This window comes from Lancefieldella sp. Marseille-Q7238 (genome assembly GCF_949152215.1).
GTDB lineage: Bacteria > Actinomycetota > Coriobacteriia > Coriobacteriales > Atopobiaceae > Lancefieldella.
Genome location: NZ_OX424407.1, coordinates 187,547 through 206,346 on the forward strand (window position 1 = coordinate 187,547; position 18,800 = coordinate 206,346).

The window sequence follows — 18,800 nt, forward strand, 5'->3', positions numbered from 1 at the left end:
TTCAGCGATTGTACGTTTGCGCGGAAGTGGAGGGTGTCTTGTCGAACTATACCTATAAAAGAGTGCTTCTCAAGCTTTCCGGCGAGGCTTTGATGGGCGAGCAGAACTTCGGGATTGATCCTTCCATTCCCGAGCAGCTGGCTCGAGAAATTAAGCCCGTCTGGGAGTCCGGTGTTCAAATCGCCGTTGTAGTAGGCGGCGGCAACATCTTCCGCGGCGTCTCACAGGCAGCGGCTGGTATGGATCGCGCCCAAGGAGACAACATGGGTATGCTTGCTACTGTCATCAATGCCCTGTCTCTGCAGGACTGCTTTGAGCGTCACGGCATGGACTGCCGTGTGATGAGCGCTATCACCATGGCGCAGATTGCAGAGCCCTACATCCGCCGCCGCGCCATCCGCCATCTTGAGAAGGGACGTATCGTCATCTTTGCCGCTGGCACGGGCAATCCTTATTTCACTACGGATACTGCAGCGGCGCTTCGCGCATGCGAGATAGGCGCTGAGGCTCTTATGAAGGCAACCAAGGTTGACGGCATCTACGATTGTGATCCGGTGCTCAATCCTCAGGCTGTCAAATTTGACGTGGTGACGTACAAGGACGTGTTGACGAAAGAGCTTAAGGTTATGGATGCTGCGGCGATTGCGTTGTGCCGTGACAATAAAATGCCAATCATTGTATTTGATATGGGTACCGAAGGCGTCTTCCACGATGCTATCTGTGGCAAGAACGTCGGTACGACCGTTGTTGAGGAGGACTTATGAGCGTCTACACCGACAAGGCAAAATCTTCAATGGATAAGGGCATTGAAGCCTTGAAGAACAACTTTGCTCGCGTTCGCACCGGCCGCGCAAACCCGCATGCGCTTGACCCCATCAAGGTCGATTATTATGGCCAGCTTACGCCTATTATGCAGCTTGCCGCAGTGAAGGTTCCTGAGGCCTCCCTGCTGGTAATTGAGCCTTGGGATAAGACTTCGCTCAAGGCTATCGAAAAAGCGATTGAGGCGTCTGATTTGGGAATCACTCCTTCCAATGACGGCGTAGCTATCCGTCTGCCGTTCCCTATGCCGACCGAAGAGCGCCGCCGTGAGCTCGCAAAGGAATGCGCCGGCCTTGCCGAAGAAGCGCGCATCGCAATCAGAAACGTGCGCCGCGACATTAACGGCAAGATTGAGCGGGACGAGGAACTCTCGGAAGACGAGCAGTCGCATGAGAAAAAGCAGATCCAAAAACTCACCGACAACTCAGTTGCCGAGATTGAAAAGCTCCTCAAGGCAAAGACCGCTGAGGTCATGGAGATCTAGATGCAGTTTGACAAGGCAAAACTGGCTGCGTTTTACCGCGATGCTCTCGGGGATATCTCGCTTGACGCGCTTGATATGAGTCGTATGCCCGCTCATGTTTCCATCATCATGGATGGCAACGGGCGCTGGGCGCAGGCGCGCGGTCTTGAACGCTCACAAGGCCATCTAGCGGGCGTCGCGTCGCTTCGTGAAACGGTGACAACAGCTGTCCGTCTTGGCCTGGACGTACTTTCGGTCTACGCGTTTTCAACGGAGAATTGGAATCGCTCGCAAAAAGAAGTTACCTTTTTGATGCAGCTTTTTGCCGAAACGCTCTTGAACGAGCTGCCGCTCTTTCATCAGGAGCAGGTAAAGCTCCGCTTTTTTGGCGACCTTGAAGCTCTTCCTCAAAAGACGCAGGAAACCTTTAAGCAGGGGCTCGCAGAAACCGCCAATAACACCGGTATGGTCTTTGCGCTTGCCGTCAATTACGGCGCCCGCGCTGAACTCGCCCGCGCCGCCGCACTTCTCGCCGCAGAGGCAAAAGCGGGAAGCATTGATCCTGCAAGCATAGGACCGGCAGATGTCGAGAAGTACCTCTACACCGCGGGACTGCCCGACCCTGATTTGCTCATTCGCACCTCAGGAGAGCTGCGCCTCTCCAACTATCTTCTGTGGCAGATTGCATACTCGGAGATGTATGTGACGCCAACGCTGTGGCCTGATTTCACGCGCTGGGATTTTCTGCGTGCGCTCGTGGCCTTTCAGGCACGGGAACGGCGTTTTGGAGGTGTGGCTTCATGACAAAGGAACGCAAGCCTGTGAGCCCGGCTTCAGAGGAAGTTTCGTATACGCCTCCCGAACCTGCCGGCTTGGACAGGCAGATAGATAAACTTGAGGACAGGCGGTCGCAAAAAGAGCCACTGCGCGCTGAAGGAAACCTTTTTGGTCAGCGTGTGCGCGAATGGACAGAAAAGCTCCTCACTCGCTCGCTTTCAGGCGCGATTTATGCCTTTATCGTGCTTGCCTGTCTGTATGCGGGTATTGACGCTACAACGGTATTGATAGCCGCGATTGGCTGGGTATGCTGCTCAGAGTTCTTTCACATCTGCCGTTTGGGCGGACGTATGCCCAATGAACCGTTGGGCTTGACCTTTGCGGTGGTATTTCCTATTTTGGCTCGTTTCGGATCATACGGAGTATTCGGCTCTTTGCTTATCTTGCTTATGTTTTGCGGAGCATGGTACGTTTTAACGCCGCGGGCCAACCTTGCTGACGTAGCGGTAACCTGTTTTGGCCCTGTCTATACTTCGCTGGCCTATGCCACCATCGTGATGTTTCGCTCGGCTGAGCCGTCGTTTTCGATACCTTGGCTGACGCTCGCGGTGATGGTATCCGTGTGGGCCAATGACTCGTTTGCGTTTTTCGTGGGATCCAAGTTTGGCAGACACAAAATGGCGCCCCGCATTTCTCCAAAGAAAAGCTGGGAAGGCTTTTACGGCGGTCTTGTAGGGTCTGTTTTGGTATGGGTCTTGGTAAGCACGTTCAGCCCTACCTTTCACATGCCCGTGTGGTGGGGAATTGCGGCCGGTCTCTTTGAGGGCATCTTCGCGGTCATCGGCGATCTTTTTGAATCGCGTATCAAGCGCGGTGTTGGCATAAAAGACTCCGGTACTATCATGCCTGGTCATGGAGGTCTTCTTGACCGTTCCGATTCAATGATTTTTGGCAGCGTGGCCGCTTTGTTATTCCTGAATTTTTCGTTTTACTTTATGGGAGCGCTTCTGTTTTTATGAGTATCTTTGAGGACACAGCGCCGCGTGCGCCGCGACGACGGCCTTTGCGCGTCGCCATACTGGGCTGCTCCGGCTCAGTCGGTTCGCAGACGCTGGATGTATGCCGCCATCATCGCGATAAGGTGCAGGTTGTTGCCCTTGCAGTGCACTCGTCGATTGCGCCACTTGCGGCCGCCGCACGTGAGTTTAAGCCCGCCTATATCGCCGTTGCCAATGAAAAGTGCCAGCATGACGCTCTTCTCGCCGATTTGCCCGAAGGGTGCAAGGTAACCTTTGGCGCTAAAGCGGTCAGCGCCCTTGCGGAGCTTGACGAGGTGGACTGCGTTGTCAACGCCGTTGTGGGCGAAGCGGGTATCTACGCTGGGTACGCAGCGCTCAAAGCGGGAAAGACGCTGGCCTATGCCAACAAAGAGTCAATCGTGGTCGGCGGCGACCTTCTGATGCCGCTTGTGCGCCCCGGCCAACTTGTGCCTGTAGATTCCGAGCACAGCGCCATTTTTCAGTGTCTTGCAGGTGAACGACTCTCAGAGCTGTCAAAACTATGGCTGACCTGCTCAGGCGGGCCATTTTTTGGCATGACGCGAGAAGAGCTTGCGCATGTGAGCGTTGCGGACGCCCTTGCTCACCCCACCTGGTCGATGGGAGCCAAAATCTCGATTGATTCGGCGACGCTCATGAACAAAGGTCTCGAAATACTCGAAGCCCATCATCTTTTTGAGACGTTCATCGACGATATTCATGTATTGGTTCACCGGCAAAGCCGCATTCATTCCATGGTTGAATTTATTGACGGCTCCGTAAAAGGTCAGCTTGGCCCCTCTGACATGCGCATTCCTATTCAGTACGCCCTGAGTTATCCTGAGCGCTGGCAAACCGTGGCAACGCCTGTCATGTGGGGGACTTGCGATCCTCTTACCTGCGAGGAAGTCGATGAGAAAACTTTCGGCTGTCTGGCGCTTGCGAAGGAAGCTGGTAGAGTCGGCGGAACGCAGCCCTGCGTCATGAACGCTGCTAATGAAGTTGCCAACGAGGCCTTCCGTTTAGACAAAATCGGTTTTCTCGACATTGAGCGTATTGTTTCTTCCGTTATGGAGACAATCCCAAGAGAGACCGTTGAGAGTATCGAACAACTCTCCGAGATTGATACACATGCCCGCGCGCTTGCTCAGGCATGCGTGCTGAAAGGGTAGGACTTGAACATCTTGAGCGTACTATCGCCTATTTTTTGGGGACTCGTAGTTCTTTCGATTTTAGTCTTCGTGCATGAAGCTGGCCATTATCTTGCCGCTCGCGCGTTTGGCGTGCGCGTCACTGAGTTCTTCTTGGGCATGCCGTTTCGCTATAAGCTCTCCTATAAGAGCGCGTCTCACGGTACAGAGATAGGCGTGACGCCGCTGCTTTTGGGCGGCTACACACGCATTTGCGGCATGGAGGGCGAGAATAACGAGTATCTTGCGCCCGTGCTCCTTCTTGTACAGAAAAAGGGCCATGTCACGGTAGGCGAGGTTGCTTCCGAGCTCAACATAGCACCCGATACAGCCCTTGAGGCGCTCACGATTCTTACCGATTGGGCTGCCATTGAGTCCTGCGAACAGCATGAAAGCGGCGCAAAGGCAGACGATGAAGCTCTGATTACGTATCAGACCTTGGCGCGCGACGCTCTGCTTCGAACTGAATACGACCGCGGACACGATTTTTCTTTGGAAGGCTCAACAAAGGCAGGCGAAGCCCACGACCCCTCCATGAAAGCCGAGGCGTTTCTCGCCCAGGAGCGCTCGCATACCTACCTTGGCGCAAGCATTCCCAAGCGCATCGTGATGTTGCTCGGCGGCATTGTGGTCAACGTGCTTCTCGCTCTTGTGCTGGTTGCAGGTTCGCTGATGATTGTCGGCATCGCGGTTCCTCAAAACACTCCTCAGATTGGCGCTGTCGAAGAGAAGTCGCTTGCGGCACTCGCGGGTCTGAAACAGGGCGACACCATTACCGCTATCAACGGAAAAGTGGTATCTTCCTGGACGGATATGAGCGAGGAAATTCACTCGGCGCTGTCCAATCAGAGTAACCTGACTGTCTCATATACTCGTGAGGGCATACAGCTTGAAACAGTCGTCAATCCAAAGCTTAAGCCGGAAGCAAAGATCATTGGCATTTCGCCTACAACGGCGCAGTATCGCCTTTCACTTCCCGAGGCGCTGTCCGCATCGTTTGCCTATGCCGGCAAAGTAGCGCAGTTCGCCGGCAGCCTTTTGATTCCAACGCAGACCATGAACGTGCTCAATCAGTCGTCTTCTGTGGTCGGTATTTCCGTGATGGCGTCCAGGGCAGCTCAGTCCGGTGCGACGGATTTGATTATGATTATCGCTATGATCTCCATGTCGCTGGGCTTCATGAATTTACTGCCCATTCCTCCGCTTGACGGCGGCAAGATACTGATAGAGATTATCCAGGTGATTATTGGCCGCCCGCTTTCCGTAAAGACGCAAAATATCCTCACCTATATCGGACTGGCGTTTTTCCTGTTCATTTTTGTCGTTGCGCTCAAAAATGACATTTTTCGACTGATTTTCAGATAGCTGGTGAGCGTATGGCTGAAATTGCTCGTAACATAACGCATCCCGTGATGGTCGGTTCTGTGCAGGTAGGCGGTGGCGCTCCGGTGTCCGTGCAGTCTATGTGCACCGCCAAGACCGCGGACGCCGCCGCAACGCTTGCGCAAATCAAAACGCTTGCGGACGCCGGGTGTGAAATTATTCGCGTGGCTATTCCCGAAGCTCGCTCTCTTGCGGGATTTCATGAGGTATGTCGTCAAAGTCCGCTTCCCGTTGTTGCCGACATTCACTTTGACTTTCGACTGGCCGTTGAGGCCGCTCGCTTAGGCGCCTCCGCGCTCCGCGTCAATCCCGGCAATATCGGTTCATGGGAGCGCGTGGACGCGGTTATCGAGGCGGCGCAGGAGGCCCATATCCCCATACGCATTGGCGTAAATGCGGGATCTCTTGCCAAGGAGTTTGATACGCACTCTGATATGACGCTTGTCGAGAAGCTCGTAGCCTCCTCAGTGTCGTTCACAAAGCATTTCCGTGCGCGTGGCTTTGACGACATCGTGCTTTCCGCAAAGGCTCACGATGTTCCCACAACACTTGCCGTTTATCGAGCGCTTTCCCATGAGCTTCCGGAAGTGCCCCTGCATGTAGGGGTGACCGAGGCAGGAACGCTTCGCCAGGGTACAGTGAAAAACGCCGCTGCCGTGGGGATTCTTCTTGAGGAGGGGATAGGCGACACCATGCGCCTCTCGCTTACGGCTGATCCGGTGGAAGAGGTATATGTGGCCTGGGAGCTTCTGGCCGCGCTTGGTCTGCGCCGCAACAAGCCAGAACTTGTTAGCTGTCCTACCTGCGGACGTTGCGGCGTCAACATGATTCCCATTGCCGAAGAGGTTTCTGCACGTCTTGAAAGCGTTCACGCGCCAATCTCCGTTGCCGTTATGGGATGCGTGGTAAACGGCCCCGGTGAGGCGCGTGGCGTTGATATAGGCGTTGCCTGCGGTAAGGGGAGAGCGGTCCTTTTTGAGCACGGCGTTCCTACCAAGAAAATAGCCGAAAAAGACATCGTTGATGAGCTTTTCCATGAAATAGAGACGCGATTTAGCGAGAAGTCGGACGATTCGGGCGAGAACAAAACAAGTAAACTGTAAAGGAAATTTTGAGGCGAGAAGTTCTTCTCGCCTTATGCCATGAGGAAGGAACAATCTTGAAGCATTGGGTAAAGATGTCGTCACTGTATGCGCCGACCTTGAAAGAAGACCCGGCCGAAGCGGTGCTTGCCAGCCACAGACTCTTACTCCGTGCGGGCATGATTCGCAAGACTGCTGCGGGATTGTACAGCTATCTTCCGCTTGCCTGGCGCTCTCTTCACAAGATTGAAAAGATTATCCGGGACGAAATGGACGGCATTGGCGCTCAAGAGATTCTTGTTCCCATTCTTACCCCGGCTGAGCTCTGGGAAGAGTCGGGTCGCTGGGACGTGTACGGGCCGGAGCTCATGCGTCTGCACGACCGCCACGAGCGCAAGTTCGCGCTTGGCCCTACTCATGAGGAGACGTTTACGGATCTGGTGCGCAATGAGCTTAAAAGCTACAAGCAGCTGCCGGTAACGCTCTATCAGATTCAAGACAAGTTCCGAGACGAAATGCGTCCACGCTTTGGCCTTATGCGCGGCCGCGAATTCATTATGAAGGACGCTTATTCCTTCTCGTCTACGCAGGAGTCGCTGCAGGAGTGCTATGATGCGGAAAAGGCAGCGTACGCCCGTATTTGCGAGCGTACCGGCATTCGCGCTTTGCCTGTTATCGCGGATTCCGGCCAGATTGGTGGCGACACATCCGTTGAGTTCATGGCGCTTGCTGATGCGGGCGAGGCGGCGCTCGTGTATTGCGACTGCGGTTACGCGGCTGATACCGAGGCGGCAACCGTTGCGGTTCACGTTGAAGAGGGAAGCGCGGGCGAGCTCGAGAAGGTCTCTACGCCCGGAGTGAGTACCATTGAAGCGCTTGCTGAGTTTTTACACGTCAGCGAGGGTGCGACGCGCAAGGCGTTGGCGCTTATCGACGGCGACGGCCAGCCGGTAGTTTGTTTTGTTCCCGGCACCCATGAGTTGAATGAAGTCAAAGGTGAGCATGCCTTTGGCGCCTACCATCTTATGAGTGATGAGGAGCTTAAAGAGAACGGCCTGGTCAAAGGCTTTATCGGCCCTAAAGATTTGCCCGCTGGCGTGCGCGCGGTAGCGGATATTTCTTTGCGAGACTCCGAATGGTGGCTTATAGGCGCAAACGAGAAGAACTTCCATTTTGCGCATGCAAAGCCTGGTCGCGACTTTGAGATTGACGCGTGGGTAGACGTGGTGACAGCTCGCGAGGGGGATTTGTGTCCTCAGTGCGGCAAGCCCCTTCATGAGGCGCGCGGCATTGAGGTTTCGCAAGTCTTTCAGTTGGGAACTAAGTATTCCGAAGCGCTTGGCGCGACCTTTACCGCTGAAGACGGCAGTGAGCAGCCTTTCTTGATGGGTTGTTACGGCATTGGCGTTTCTCGTCTGCTTGCTGCTGTAGTTGAACAGCATAACGACGAACACGGTATCATCTGGCCGGTTTGCGTTGCTCCTTATGAAGTCGAACTTATTCCTCTGAGCGTAGGCGACGATCTTGTATGGTCGGTTGCCGAGCAGCTTGCCGACGCGTTTGTCGTCGCTGGTTTGGAGACTGTCGTAGATGATAGAGACGAACGTCCCGGCGTCAAGTTCGCTGACGCCGATCTTATCGGCTTGCCCTGGCAGGTTATCGTAGGCAAGCGCGGTGCGGCAAACGGCGTGGCTGAGGTCAAGAACCGCGAAACTGGTGAGCGCTTTGACGTGCCGTTTGATGAAGTTGCCGAGTGGCTTGTTGCGCGCGTGGCTCCGCTCAGGCAGCTGTAGAGCATCTGTAGAGCTGTCGGCATTTTCTCGTGGCATTTTTCTCATGCAATCCGGGTTTTTCGCTTGCATGGCTCGCTTACTCTGATATAGTAGTTCCGCACCACTTCCGGGGAATTAGCTCAGCTGGGAGAGCGCATGACTGGCAGTCATGAGGTCAGGGGTTCGATCCCCCTATTCTCCACCATACATGACAGGCGGCGGGAAACCGTCGCCTTTTTCATACGGGCTCATGGCGCAACGGTTAGCGCAGGGGACTCATAATCCCTGGGTTGTAGGTTCAAATCCTACTGGGCCCACCAACTACTCAGCCTGGCAAGATACTATCTTGTCAGGTTTTTTAGGAGACCACGAGAGGGTGCTATGCGATGCAGGCGCTTCTTACATGGGAGACCGGTAAAGGTATTTCTTAAAATGAGATTACGTCTTGTGTGCGTGAGGGTAGAATATTTCATACTATTGCTGTCGGTAATTTTGTTGATACCTGTTGTTTGGTGAAAGGGGAGCAATGACTCCTGAAACTCGCTCAATGAAGCTCGTCAGCTTGTTTTTGCTGGCTGGTGGTCTTCTCGGCTTGGTAGTTGTAGTGATTACGGTTATCGGAAATGGACCAAAACTAGATTCAGCGCTTTTCCTCTTTGCGTGTATGATCGCTATTCTCGAAGGCGGATATGCCGCACGAGCCGCCAACGTTCCTAATCAGGCAGCAGAAGCGTTTTCGATGCTTTTTGGAGCAACCGCAGTATTGGCAATCAGTACCGTCGTTCAGGTGGTGACAGCGCAAAGTCTTACAATATTGAGTGCTGAACAACTGGTTCTTCTCGCCCTGTCGGTATTCGTTACCTTTGGATCGCGTCGGGTAAAGAAGTCACTTGAGGCAAAATAGAACAGAATCTCATACGAGCCTAGAATTGCGAGTTATTTTTTGATATGATTTGCAGGCGCTTATCGGGCGATTAGCTCAGGGGTAGAGCAATGCCTTCACACGGCAGAGGTCACAAGTTCAAATCTTGTATCGCCCACCAGAAAAGATGAAGCTGAGACTCAATCTTGGATCTCAGCTTTTTTGTGTCAGAAATGACTGCTAAATAGGACTGTTAAACGGTGTTGTTTAGTGAGTAAAGACCGCCGCCGAAACAACATTGACCGCAAGCCATACGTCGAAAAACGTCAGCGCAAGGGCAATTATTGAAAACGTGATGGGAATACAGAAGCGTTTCTTTGTCACTACATGGTTCTTCCTATCCTTGAGCCACCATACAAACGTGCGTATAAGGCTAACGGTTACCACAAGCCAGGCAACAAAAATCAGAATGGCAATAGGGAAGGCCCAGGAGTTGACGAGGGCTTCCAGTGATTGGATTGTGAGACCAAAAATAGCAGCAATGAGAATAATAGGCCAAAAAAGAATTACAAGCACCGCTCCCATATCAAAGCACCCACTTTATCGTTACTCGGCCACCTCTTTAAAACAGTATAATTCATTAAAATTATCGTTTTCTTAAGAATGGATTAAGAATCGATATGTGAAGAATGATGTCTGAAGCGCCATCTTAAACCTGGATAAATCTTTGATACACTTCATAGGAAGATGTCACTTAAACCGTACTTTGATCTGGGAGGCGCAGCTATATGCTTGAAACAGCAAAACATGAAACATCAGAAAATCCTGTTGAGCTTTTTGGAATGTACGTAGCGCATGTCGGCATCAATGCGCAAAACCCTGAGGAAGCAGAGGCTGTTGCCGACCGGCTCGCATTGCTCATGGGTCTTCCCAAAAGAGAGATGGAACCGTCGTTCTTCTCGGGAACGCTTGTTGAAATCATGAAGCAAAACGGTCGCGGTGAGAAGGGGCACATCGGTTTTCACGTGGACGATTTGTCTGCGGCGGAAAAGTGGTTTGAAGCACGTGGGTTTGAGATAGACGAGTCTTCTCGGCGCCTCATGCCTGATAGCAGTACCTTTCTTGTCTACTTCAAGGAGCAGATTGCCGGCTTTGCAATTCATCTGACGGTCGCTGAGTGAGAGCTGACTGCACTTCCGCTCATTGCTAGGTTCGCTTTCGGGCACGTTTTCGAATTTGCTTGCTGCGCGAGTCCAAAAAAGTGCATGAGTTGTGATATGAAAACTCCTAAAAAAGGCATCAGTTGTGATAAATCCCCTAAAAATGCCATGAGTTGTGAAGTATTTTTATCACAACTGTGGCACTTTTTTGGAAATCCATTTCTGGAAATCCATTCTTGCGCGGACAATGGCGAGAAGCACCTAAGATGGCGAGAAGCACCTAAGATGCCGAGAAGCACCTGAAAATCAGCGAATGACCTATAATGGGTGGCTGCATTCTAGAGAGCTCGGGAGTCCTTTTGATCGCACTGGCAGATAAAATCGCAAAATCATTCGGCGGACGTGTCCTTTATTCAGGCGCAACGCTGCAGCTTAATGCCGGTGAGCGCTGGGCGCTCGTTGGTCCTAACGGCGCTGGCAAGACAACGCTTCTGAAAATCATCATGGGACAAGAAACACCAGATGAAGGCACTGTTTCCTTTGCGCGTGATACCACGCTTGGCTACCTTGAGCAGGAAACCAAGCTCATGGGAGAGAAGACGGCGCTTCAGGAAGTCATCGACTCGGCGCATGAGATTAAGACGTGGGAGCGCAAGGTGGCTGAGCTTTCGCAGACAATCGCGGAAACTTCGGAGGAGGCCAAGCTCAACAAACTTCTTGAAGCCTATGGTCACGCTATGGAGCGCTTTGAGCGTTTAGGCGGCTATGAGCTGGAGGCTCGTGCTCGCCAGATTCTCGGTGGCCTCGGCTTTCCGGTGGAGGACTTTGATAAGCCCGCCAAAGAATTTTCGGGCGGCTGGCAGATGCGTATCTCTCTCTCAAAGCTGCTCCTGCGCCATCCTGACCTGCTCTTACTTGATGAACCGACCAACCATCTTGACCTTGAATCGGTCCAGTGGCTGGAGAAGTTTCTGGCGGGCTATGACGGAGCCGTACTTCTCGTTTCACACGATCGCTCCTTTATGGACGCCTGCGTAAGTCATGTGGCGGCGCTGGAGAACCGTATGCTGGTAACCTATACCGGCAACTACTCTGGATATCTCCGCCAGCGCGAGGAAAACCTTGAACAGCTTCGTGCCAAGCGCGCGGCGCAGGAGCGCGATATTGCGCATATGGAAGTCTTTATCGAGCGTTTTCGCTACAAGCCGACTAAGGCGCGGCAGGTACAAGAGCGCGTGGCAAAGGTCGAGAAGATCCGTCAGGAATTGGTGGTGCTTCCGGAGCAGTCGCATCAGGTACACTTCCGCTTTCCCAAACCGCCTCGCACGGGAGATACGGTGGTCTCACTTGAAGGGGTTTCCAAATCTTATGAGGATAACCTTGTCTATCGCGACATTGACGTAAAGCTCTATCGAGGCGACCATGTGGCGCTCGTTGGCCCTAATGGCGCGGGGAAATCAACGCTCATGAAACTCATGGCGCACAAGATTGCTCCTGACGTAGGCCGCATTGAGCTTGGACAGAACGTCAGCGAAGCCTACTATGCGCAGCATCAGCTTGAAGAGCTCAATCCCGCAAACACGGTCATGGCCGAACTTGATTCGGTAGCTCCCGGCTGGACAACCAGCGAGGAACGTCGCCTTTTGGGAGCCTTTCTCTTCCATGGCGATGATGTCGAGAAGCGCGTTCAGGTTCTTTCCGGTGGCGAGCGTGCACGTCTGGCTCTTGCGAAGATGCTCGTATCGCCTGACCCACTGCTCTTGCTTGATGAGCCCACCAACCATTTGGATATTGATTCAGTTGACGTGCTTGAGAAGGCACTCGTTAATTTTCCGGGAACCATTGTCCTCATCAGTCACGATGAGCATTTGGTCAGAGCGCTTGCGAACAAGGTCGTTGACGTGCGCGATCATAAGGTAACCGTCTACGACGGCGACTATGAGTATTTTTGCTTCAAGCGCGCTGAGCTTGAGGCTGAAAAAGCCGGGGGCGCTGGGACACCGCAGCAAAAGACACCGACAGCCTATAGCTCCGATGGTTCGCGTAGAGAGAAGCGCCATGAGGCACCCCCCAACACGGCGCGCAACGTCAAAACAAAGGAGCAGCGCCGAGCCGAGGCGGAAGAGCGCAATCGCAAAAACCGCGCGCTGCGTGATACAAAGAAGCGCCTGAAAGAAGTCGAAGCTGCTCTTGAACCTGCCCATAAGCGCTATGACGAGCTTATGCGTTTGATGGCGGATGAAAATTTGTACAGCGATGCGGAAAAATTCGATACCTGCATGGCAGAGTATAACGCGCTTGCAAAAAAGATTCCCGCGCTTGAACAGGAATGGCTTGAGTTGTCAGAAAAGATGGAGCAAGGCGCCCATGAGTAGAGTAGCTTCAAGCGTCAGACGTGCGCTCAGAAACATTTTGCGAGCAGTGGCACTTCTCGCTTTGGTGTTGGCGGCCTTGTATACCGTGATGGTCGTGCTTGACGCGCTTAAGCCGGACATACTGCGCGTGGAGCAGCTGAAACTCGATGGCTTCGCTATGCGGATGGTGCCTTCGGCGCTTGCGGGAAGATATGTATTCCCTCTGCCAACCGGTGGCGTCCTGCGCGGAGACTATCTCATTGTTGCTATCATTACTGCAGCCGTCTCGCGAGGAGCTCACTGTGCGGCGAGAAGCACAAGGTAAGCGGAAAGGTTTTGCATGAGCCAGACATACAACGGCATTCCGTGGATGTCACTTTTCATTCATATCGTGGTACTCTTTTTTGCCATCATTCTCCATGAGGTTGCTCACGGATACGTAGCGTATCTTTGCGGAGACCCAACTGCAAAAAACGCTGGCCGCCTGACGCTCAATCCACTAGCTCATATAAATCCTTTCGGCTCTATTATCCTTCCGGCGCTCTGCGTGATTTTGGGCTGGCCGGGGTTCGGATATGCTGAGCCGGTTCCGTACAACCCCAATAACCTGCGTCATCGTCGTCTGGACGAAGTGCTCGTGGCCCTTGCCGGTCCCGCTTCAAACCTGCTGCAGGCCAGCGTTGCCGCAATTATCTACCGCGTTGTATTCGCAGTAGCAAAAAGCAATCCATCGTGGGCGATGGCACACGCGAATCTTCTGGTCGCCTGGGTTATTCCGATTCTTTCCACGATCATGGTATCCAACATCGTATTGGCCGTTTTCAACCTCATTCCGCTGCCGCCGCTTGACGGCTCCAAGCTGCTCCTGCTGTTCTTGCCGGATAACTTGCGCCGGAAGTTTTACACAATCGAACCCTACTGTATGATTGGCCTCATGATCCTTTTGTGGTTTGATCCTGGGATTATCAATGGGATTATCGATGGCAGCATGTCTTTTCTCTTGAAGCTGCTGATTGGGTAAGCCATGTCGTATCGCATCAGAACAGCCGCCTACTCAGGCCCCTTTGATTTGCTTCTCCAGCTGGTCAGTCGTCAAAAAGTCACCATAGGGTCAATTTCTATCGCCGAGGTCGCCGAACAGTATCTCGTCGAGGTAGAGGCTATGGGAGACTTGGACCTTGACGTCGCTTCCGATTTTGTACTGGTAGCATCTACGCTTCTGGACATGAAAGCGGCGGCCCTTGTGCCTGAGGGAGTTTCGAGCCGCGCGTCGAGCGATGACGGTGAAGATGACGATGCCGATTTGCTTCAGAATCTTTCGCCTGACGAGGCTCGAGAAGTGCTCATCGCTCGGCTTATTGCCTACAAGCAGTTCAGAAACGCGGGTGCTGCTTTGGGTATGCGTGCGGAAGCCGAGAAGCTCATGTTTGCTCGCAGCGCCGGTCCCGATCCCGCGTTTTTGAACCTCATGCCGGATTACCTTGAGGGCATTACCCTCAGAAGCCTCGCGGTCATCTGCGCTGACATTGATTCGCGCCGGGAGACTTTTTTGCTTGAGGCCGAACACGTGGCGCCCCGGCGAATCCCCGTGGCGCTGACCGTCGCTTCAGTGGACCGCCTGACTCGTTCGCGCGGCCGCCTCACCTTTTCTGAGCTGCTGGACGGACAGGATACGCCTGAGATTGTCGTTGCAAATTTTCTTGCCGTTCTGGAGCTCTTCAAACGCGGCATGATACGCGTCGCGCAAAGCAATCTGTTTGGCGACATCGAGATAGAGCATGTAGAAGGTGCTGACCCTTATGTGCTTGACGAGTCTGTTATGTCGGAGCTCAGCGAACTGTCAGGAGATGCGGCAGTCGCTGATTTATCGGAATTTGAACAGGAAGATGCCTAATGGCTGAAATGCTTGAAAATCTGGAAGCAGGTTCTTTGAAACAGCTGCTTGAAGCTCTGCTTTTGGTGGCGTCCGACTCTGTTTCCGCAACGGATTTGGCAAAGACTACGGGTGCCGCGCCGGGAGAAGTTGCGTCCGCCTTAGCTGAGCTGTCCGTCGAATACGCCGAAGCAAACCGTGGATTTCAGCTCCGCGAGGTGGCGGGTGGCTGGAGGCTGTTTACGCACCCCGCGCTTCATGATAAGGTGGCCGACTTTGTGCTGTCATGGGACACGCATCGCCTTTCCCAGGCGGCGCTTGAGACGCTTGCCGTAATCGCCTATCATCAGCCGGTTACGCGCGAGGGGGTCCGCGCCATCCGTGGCGTTAATTCCGATGGCGTCATAGCTTCTCTTCGCGAGAAGGGCCTCGTGCGCGAAATCGGCCGCGACGCCGAGCGTGGACAGGCTATTCTCTACGGTACAACAGCGCTTTTCTTGGAGCGCTTTGGGCTCAAGTCTCTTAGGGAGCTTCCGCCTCTTGAAGACTTTGCTCCCGATGAAGAGTCCAAGCAATTTATCCGCGAACGTCTCTCAGGCAGAAGTATTGCCTCAACGCTGGAAGAAACGGCTGAAGACCTTGATGAAGAGCAGGAACTTCTGAGCGAGGATTACCGTGGGTGATCAGCGTATTGTCCCCATGCGGCTGCAGCGTTTTTTGGCACGCGCGGGCGTGGCAAGCAGGCGCGGCTCTGAGCGGCTTATGAGCGCGGGCAGAGTATGCGTCAATGGCGCGATAATAACGGAGCTCGGCAGTAAAGTAGACCCCCGCTGTGACATAGTAACGGTGGACGGTGTAGAGGTCAGCATCGCTGACACACCGGCCTATCTCATGCTCAACAAACCCGAGGGCTGTCTTACGACGATGAAAGATCCTCAGGGTCGCCCGACCGTCAAAGGATTGGTTCCTTCAGAACGATATCCTGGTCTTTTTCCAGTAGGGCGTCTGGACAGAGATACGTCCGGCCTTTTGCTTTTTACTACGGACGGCCTGATGGCGCAGGAACTTCTGCACCCTTCAAAGCATGTGTGGAAGCATTATCTGGCTCTTGTTTCAGGCACGCCGACCGAGGAGGAACTCAATCGGCTTCGGTTGGGCATTGTTTTGGACGATGGCCTGGCCCAACCTGCTCGCGTGGAGCTGAGAGATGACCTTTTGGAGCTCCATGGGGTTTCTCGCCACACGAAGCGCTTTGGCAGAGCGGATAACGCTATTGTTGGTATATGGATTCATGAAGGAAGAAAGCATCAGGTTAAAAAGATGATGCTGGCTATTGGACACCGCGTTATCGTGCTCCACAGAGACGCGTTCGGACCTTTGCGCCTTGCCGGCCTTGCAGAAGGGCAGTGGCGGGATTTGAGCGAAGAGGAGCTTGCCGCGCTTAAAAAACAGGCGGGCTCTGCCGACGGTTCGATGGAGTACATGACGTGCAAGGAGGATATATGATCGTTGCCATTGACGGCCCGGCCGGTTCCGGCAAGTCGACTGTTGCCCGCGCGCTTTCCAAGCGCCTGGACCTTGTGTTTTTGGACACCGGGGCGATGTATCGCTCCGTTACGGCGGAATGTTTGAGCAAAGGTGTCGCGCCTGAAGATACCGAAGCCGTTATCAAGGTTGCCCGTGAGATTCAGATTACCTTTGGCAATACCGAAGAAGGCCAGACGGTCTTTGCAAACGGACGCAACGTAACCGATGCGATTCGCACGCCCGAGGTCGACCGTGCGGTTTCTGCCGTTGCTGCCATTCCTGAGGTTCGTGAGGCGATGGTAGTGCTCCAGCGCCGCGCGGGGGAGGCAGGCTATGTGGTGGCCGAAGGCCGCGACATCGGTACCGTTGTGTTTCCTAAGGCGGAGGTCAAGGTATTCTTGACGGCTGACGCAACCGCGCGTGCTCACCGACGCGCGGTGCAGCGTGAAGGCGGAGACGCCGCGACAAATGCCTCAGCCACCGCAAACGCTGCGGAAGAAAAGAAGATCCTTGAGGATATACAGGCGCGTGACAAGGCTGATTCATCCAGGGAGGTCGCGCCCTTAAAGCCCGCTGCCGACGCTCATCTCATCGATTCTTCTCACATGACTCTCGATGAGGTTGTAGATGCAATCATCTCCTTGCATCCCGGCCTCAAGGAGCGTGATACACGGGCGCCGCGTTCTTCTCGCCAGCATCACAGCGCGTCCTCCAAGCCCGCTTCGTCCGATGATAGCGAGGTTCACAGACCTTCGACGACCAAAAAAACATCGAGAGGCGAGAAGAACTCTGAGAAGAGCTCCGACAAAAAACCCACTAAAAAGTCCGACAAAAAGCTCCACGCGTTCCGCGGGAATTCCGTAGATGACTACTTTGACACGGGGATCAAAGACTTTCCGCTTCCCGCGCGTATATTTTTGCGGGTAGTCGTCCTTTTGCTTATGGGCGTCACGAAACTATGGTTTCGCTGGGGCTTTAAAGACGCGCAGCTTCTTAAGGACGATAAGACCGCTCGGGTGATTATCATGAACCATCCCTCGATGTTTGATCCCGTGATGAGCGTTGTCTATCTCATGTGGCACAACATACCGGTGCGCACCATTTACAAGAGCGAGTTTGGCAACAATCGGCTTATCGCCTGGCTGTTTTCGCGCGTTGGCGCCATTCCTGTCGAGCGCGGCACCGCCGACATGAAGGCCATCCGCCGAGCGGTGGCGGCGCTTAAGCGAGGAGAGTGCGTGCTCATCTATCCTGAGGGAACGCGCATTCGCGACAACTTTGCGAGACCAGAGATTCATGGGGGATTCGCACTCATCGCTCAGCTTGCGGGCTGTGATGTTCAGCCGACTGCCATCTTTGGTGCGCTTGATATCAAGAAGAAGCATTCACCTCTCGTCAAGCCGGTCAAAATTTGGGGCGCAGTTGGGAAGCGTATCGCGTTTTCCGAGCTTGCTTCTACAAAGCGCAAAGACCAGGCTCGTGAAATGGAACAGCTTGGCATGGAGCGGGTATATGAACTGAGAGATCAGCTCATGAAAGACCATCCCGGAAGGAATTAGCGTGCCTGTCATACGGATTGCAGATGAGGCAGGAGCCTGCTACGGCGTTGAGCGCGCGCTCGCTATGGTAGAGGCCGCTGTGGCAAAGGGAGGCGCACCCGTTAAAACGCTCGGCCCTCTGATTCACAATCCGCGCGTCGTTGACTCCCTCAAACACCAGGGAGTTTCTGTCGTGGACAGCGCCTCGGACGCTGCGGGCGCCGCCTTGCTTCTCCGCACTCACGGGGTCACGCCTGAAGAAGAGCGTATCGCCCGCGACCAATGCGCAAAAGTCATGGACGCGACCTGTCCGTTTGTCAAAAAAGCGCACGCCGCGGCTGAGCTTCTGGCCAAAGAAGGCTATGCGGTCTATGTTGTCGGCGAAGCGGGCCATCCCGAAGTGGAAGCAACGCTCGCACATGTTCCCGGTTCAATAGCAATCGATTCGGCAGATGATGTCGAGAAGTACGCGAAAGCGCTGCGACAGGCGCGGCACATAGGTCTTATCGTGCAGACAACCATGTCTGCCTCCCGCCTCAACGAAGTCGTCAGCGCCATACTGCCTCTCGCCGAAGAGGTGCGGGTCATGAATACTATCTGTGAGGCCACGGCCGGCCATCAGGATTCCTGCCGCCGCCTTGCGCAGCAGTCCGACGTTATGATTGTCATTGGCGGCCGTATCTCCGCCAACACGACACGTTTAGCGGAGATCGCATCGCAGTATTGTCCTCGTACACACCACATCGAAGGTCCGGATGAACTTCTCGCCAACTGGTTTGAGGGCGCGGAAAACATTGGAATAACAGCGGGAGCTTCCACCCCGGAGTCGCATATTAAGTCCGTGTACCAGGCCATAGCCACCATGGTCGGCGCCAACTGACACGACGATCCCTAAAAGACCATTTTGGACAAAGTAACTTGCGCACGTATACAGGTGCCTGCGGCTTGGCGTGATACCAT

19 protein-coding genes and 3 tRNA genes are annotated in these 18,800 nt (G+C 54.0%); 21 read left to right on the top strand and 1 reads right to left on the bottom strand.

Annotated features, from left to right (window positions below; all coding sequences use genetic code 11):
• The first annotated feature begins 38 nt into the window (after window positions 1-38).
• The 12 genes from pyrH (at window position 39) to QM016_RS00875 (ending at window position 9,569) form a co-directional block, all read left to right on the top strand.
• Complete coding sequence (gene pyrH, locus QM016_RS00820; RefSeq protein WP_016477028.1) at window positions 39-764, top strand: UMP kinase; 726 nt, start codon at window positions 39-41, stop codon at window positions 762-764.
• On the top strand, window positions 761-1,306 hold the full coding sequence (gene frr, locus QM016_RS00825) for a ribosome recycling factor (RefSeq protein WP_016477027.1): 546 nt from the start codon (window positions 761-763) through the stop codon (window positions 1,304-1,306). The genes pyrH and frr overlap by 4 nt, the downstream gene beginning before the upstream one ends.
• Complete coding sequence (gene uppS / locus QM016_RS00830; protein WP_282709808.1) at window positions 1,307-2,089, top strand: polyprenyl diphosphate synthase; 783 nt, start codon at window positions 1,307-1,309, stop codon at window positions 2,087-2,089.
• The gene (locus QM016_RS00835; protein WP_282709809.1) at window positions 2,086-3,081 is read left to right on the top strand and encodes a phosphatidate cytidylyltransferase; all 996 of its coding nucleotides are present in this window, start codon (window positions 2,086-2,088) and stop codon (window positions 3,079-3,081) included. The genes uppS and QM016_RS00835 overlap by 4 nt, the downstream gene beginning before the upstream one ends.
• Window positions 3,078-4,271, top strand: coding sequence for a 1-deoxy-D-xylulose-5-phosphate reductoisomerase (gene dxr, locus QM016_RS00840; protein ID WP_282709810.1), 1,194 nt, complete (start codon window positions 3,078-3,080; stop codon window positions 4,269-4,271). The genes QM016_RS00835 and dxr overlap by 4 nt, the downstream gene beginning before the upstream one ends.
• A 3-nt stretch (window positions 4,272-4,274) precedes the next feature.
• Window positions 4,275-5,654 carry a site-2 protease family protein gene (locus QM016_RS00845; protein ID WP_282709811.1) on the top strand — a complete coding sequence of 460 codons (1,380 nt, stop codon included), beginning with the start codon at window positions 4,275-4,277 and terminating at the stop codon, window positions 5,652-5,654.
• An 11-nt stretch (window positions 5,655-5,665) separates the two neighbouring features.
• Window positions 5,666-6,775, top strand: a complete 1,110-nt coding sequence (gene ispG / locus QM016_RS00850; RefSeq protein ID WP_016477022.1) for a flavodoxin-dependent (E)-4-hydroxy-3-methylbut-2-enyl-diphosphate synthase — start codon at window positions 5,666-5,668, stop codon at window positions 6,773-6,775.
• Window positions 6,776-6,849: 74 nt separating this feature from the next.
• Window positions 6,850-8,547, top strand: coding sequence for a proline--tRNA ligase (locus QM016_RS00855; protein WP_282711436.1), 1,698 nt, complete (start codon window positions 6,850-6,852; stop codon window positions 8,545-8,547).
• 108 nt (window positions 8,548-8,655) lie between these two features.
• A tRNA-Ala gene (locus QM016_RS00860) sits at window positions 8,656-8,731 on the top strand.
• A 39-nt stretch (window positions 8,732-8,770) separates the two neighbouring features.
• Window positions 8,771-8,846 (top strand) — tRNA-Ile (locus QM016_RS00865).
• 206 nt (window positions 8,847-9,052) lie between these two features.
• Complete coding sequence (locus tag QM016_RS00870) at window positions 9,053-9,430, top strand: hypothetical protein (protein WP_016477020.1); 378 nt, start codon at window positions 9,053-9,055, stop codon at window positions 9,428-9,430.
• A 64-nt stretch (window positions 9,431-9,494) separates the two neighbouring features.
• Window positions 9,495-9,569: transfer RNA gene (locus QM016_RS00875), tRNA-Val, on the top strand.
• A gap of 86 nt (window positions 9,570-9,655) precedes the next feature.
• Here the strand turns inward: QM016_RS00875 and QM016_RS00880 are convergent.
• Complete coding sequence (locus tag QM016_RS00880; protein ID WP_016477019.1) at window positions 9,656-9,973, bottom strand: hypothetical protein; 318 nt, start codon at window positions 9,971-9,973, stop codon at window positions 9,656-9,658.
• A 203-nt stretch (window positions 9,974-10,176) separates the two neighbouring features.
• Here QM016_RS00880 and QM016_RS00885 point away from each other — a divergent pair, with 203 nt between their 5' ends.
• The 9 genes from QM016_RS00885 to ispH all read left to right on the top strand — a co-directional run bounded on the left by QM016_RS00885 (window position 10,177) and on the right by ispH (window position 18,720).
• Window positions 10,177-10,569: a VOC family protein gene (locus QM016_RS00885; protein ID WP_282709812.1), complete on the top strand. Its 393-nt coding sequence runs from the start codon at window positions 10,177-10,179 to the stop codon at window positions 10,567-10,569.
• Between the two features lie 338 nt (window positions 10,570-10,907).
• Window positions 10,908-12,923 carry an ABC-F family ATP-binding cassette domain-containing protein gene (locus tag QM016_RS00890; RefSeq protein ID WP_282709813.1) on the top strand — a complete coding sequence of 672 codons (2,016 nt, stop codon included), beginning with the start codon at window positions 10,908-10,910 and terminating at the stop codon, window positions 12,921-12,923.
• Window positions 12,916-13,227, top strand: a complete 312-nt coding sequence (locus QM016_RS00895; RefSeq protein ID WP_282709814.1) for a hypothetical protein — start codon at window positions 12,916-12,918, stop codon at window positions 13,225-13,227. The genes QM016_RS00890 and QM016_RS00895 overlap by 8 nt, the downstream gene beginning before the upstream one ends.
• Before the next feature lie 15 nt (window positions 13,228-13,242).
• The gene (locus QM016_RS00900; protein WP_282709815.1) at window positions 13,243-13,923 is read left to right on the top strand and encodes a site-2 protease family protein; all 681 of its coding nucleotides are present in this window, start codon (window positions 13,243-13,245) and stop codon (window positions 13,921-13,923) included.
• Window positions 13,924-13,926: 3 nt separating this feature from the next.
• Window positions 13,927-14,796 (top strand): segregation/condensation protein A, encoded by an 870-nt coding sequence (locus QM016_RS00905; RefSeq protein ID WP_282709816.1) that lies wholly within the window; start codon window positions 13,927-13,929, stop codon window positions 14,794-14,796.
• Complete coding sequence (scpB, locus tag QM016_RS00910) at window positions 14,796-15,458, top strand: SMC-Scp complex subunit ScpB (RefSeq protein WP_016477013.1); 663 nt, start codon at window positions 14,796-14,798, stop codon at window positions 15,456-15,458. The genes QM016_RS00905 and scpB overlap by 1 nt, the downstream gene beginning before the upstream one ends.
• Complete coding sequence (locus QM016_RS00915; RefSeq protein WP_282709817.1) at window positions 15,451-16,281, top strand: pseudouridine synthase; 831 nt, start codon at window positions 15,451-15,453, stop codon at window positions 16,279-16,281. The genes scpB and QM016_RS00915 overlap by 8 nt, the downstream gene beginning before the upstream one ends.
• Complete coding sequence (cmk, locus tag QM016_RS00920; protein WP_282709818.1) at window positions 16,278-17,861, top strand: (d)CMP kinase; 1,584 nt, start codon at window positions 16,278-16,280, stop codon at window positions 17,859-17,861. The genes QM016_RS00915 and cmk overlap by 4 nt, the downstream gene beginning before the upstream one ends.
• Window position 17,862: 1 nt before the next feature.
• Window positions 17,863-18,720, top strand: a complete 858-nt coding sequence (gene ispH, locus QM016_RS00925) for a 4-hydroxy-3-methylbut-2-enyl diphosphate reductase (protein WP_282709819.1) — start codon at window positions 17,863-17,865, stop codon at window positions 18,718-18,720.
• Window positions 18,721-18,800: the final 80 nt, after the last annotated feature.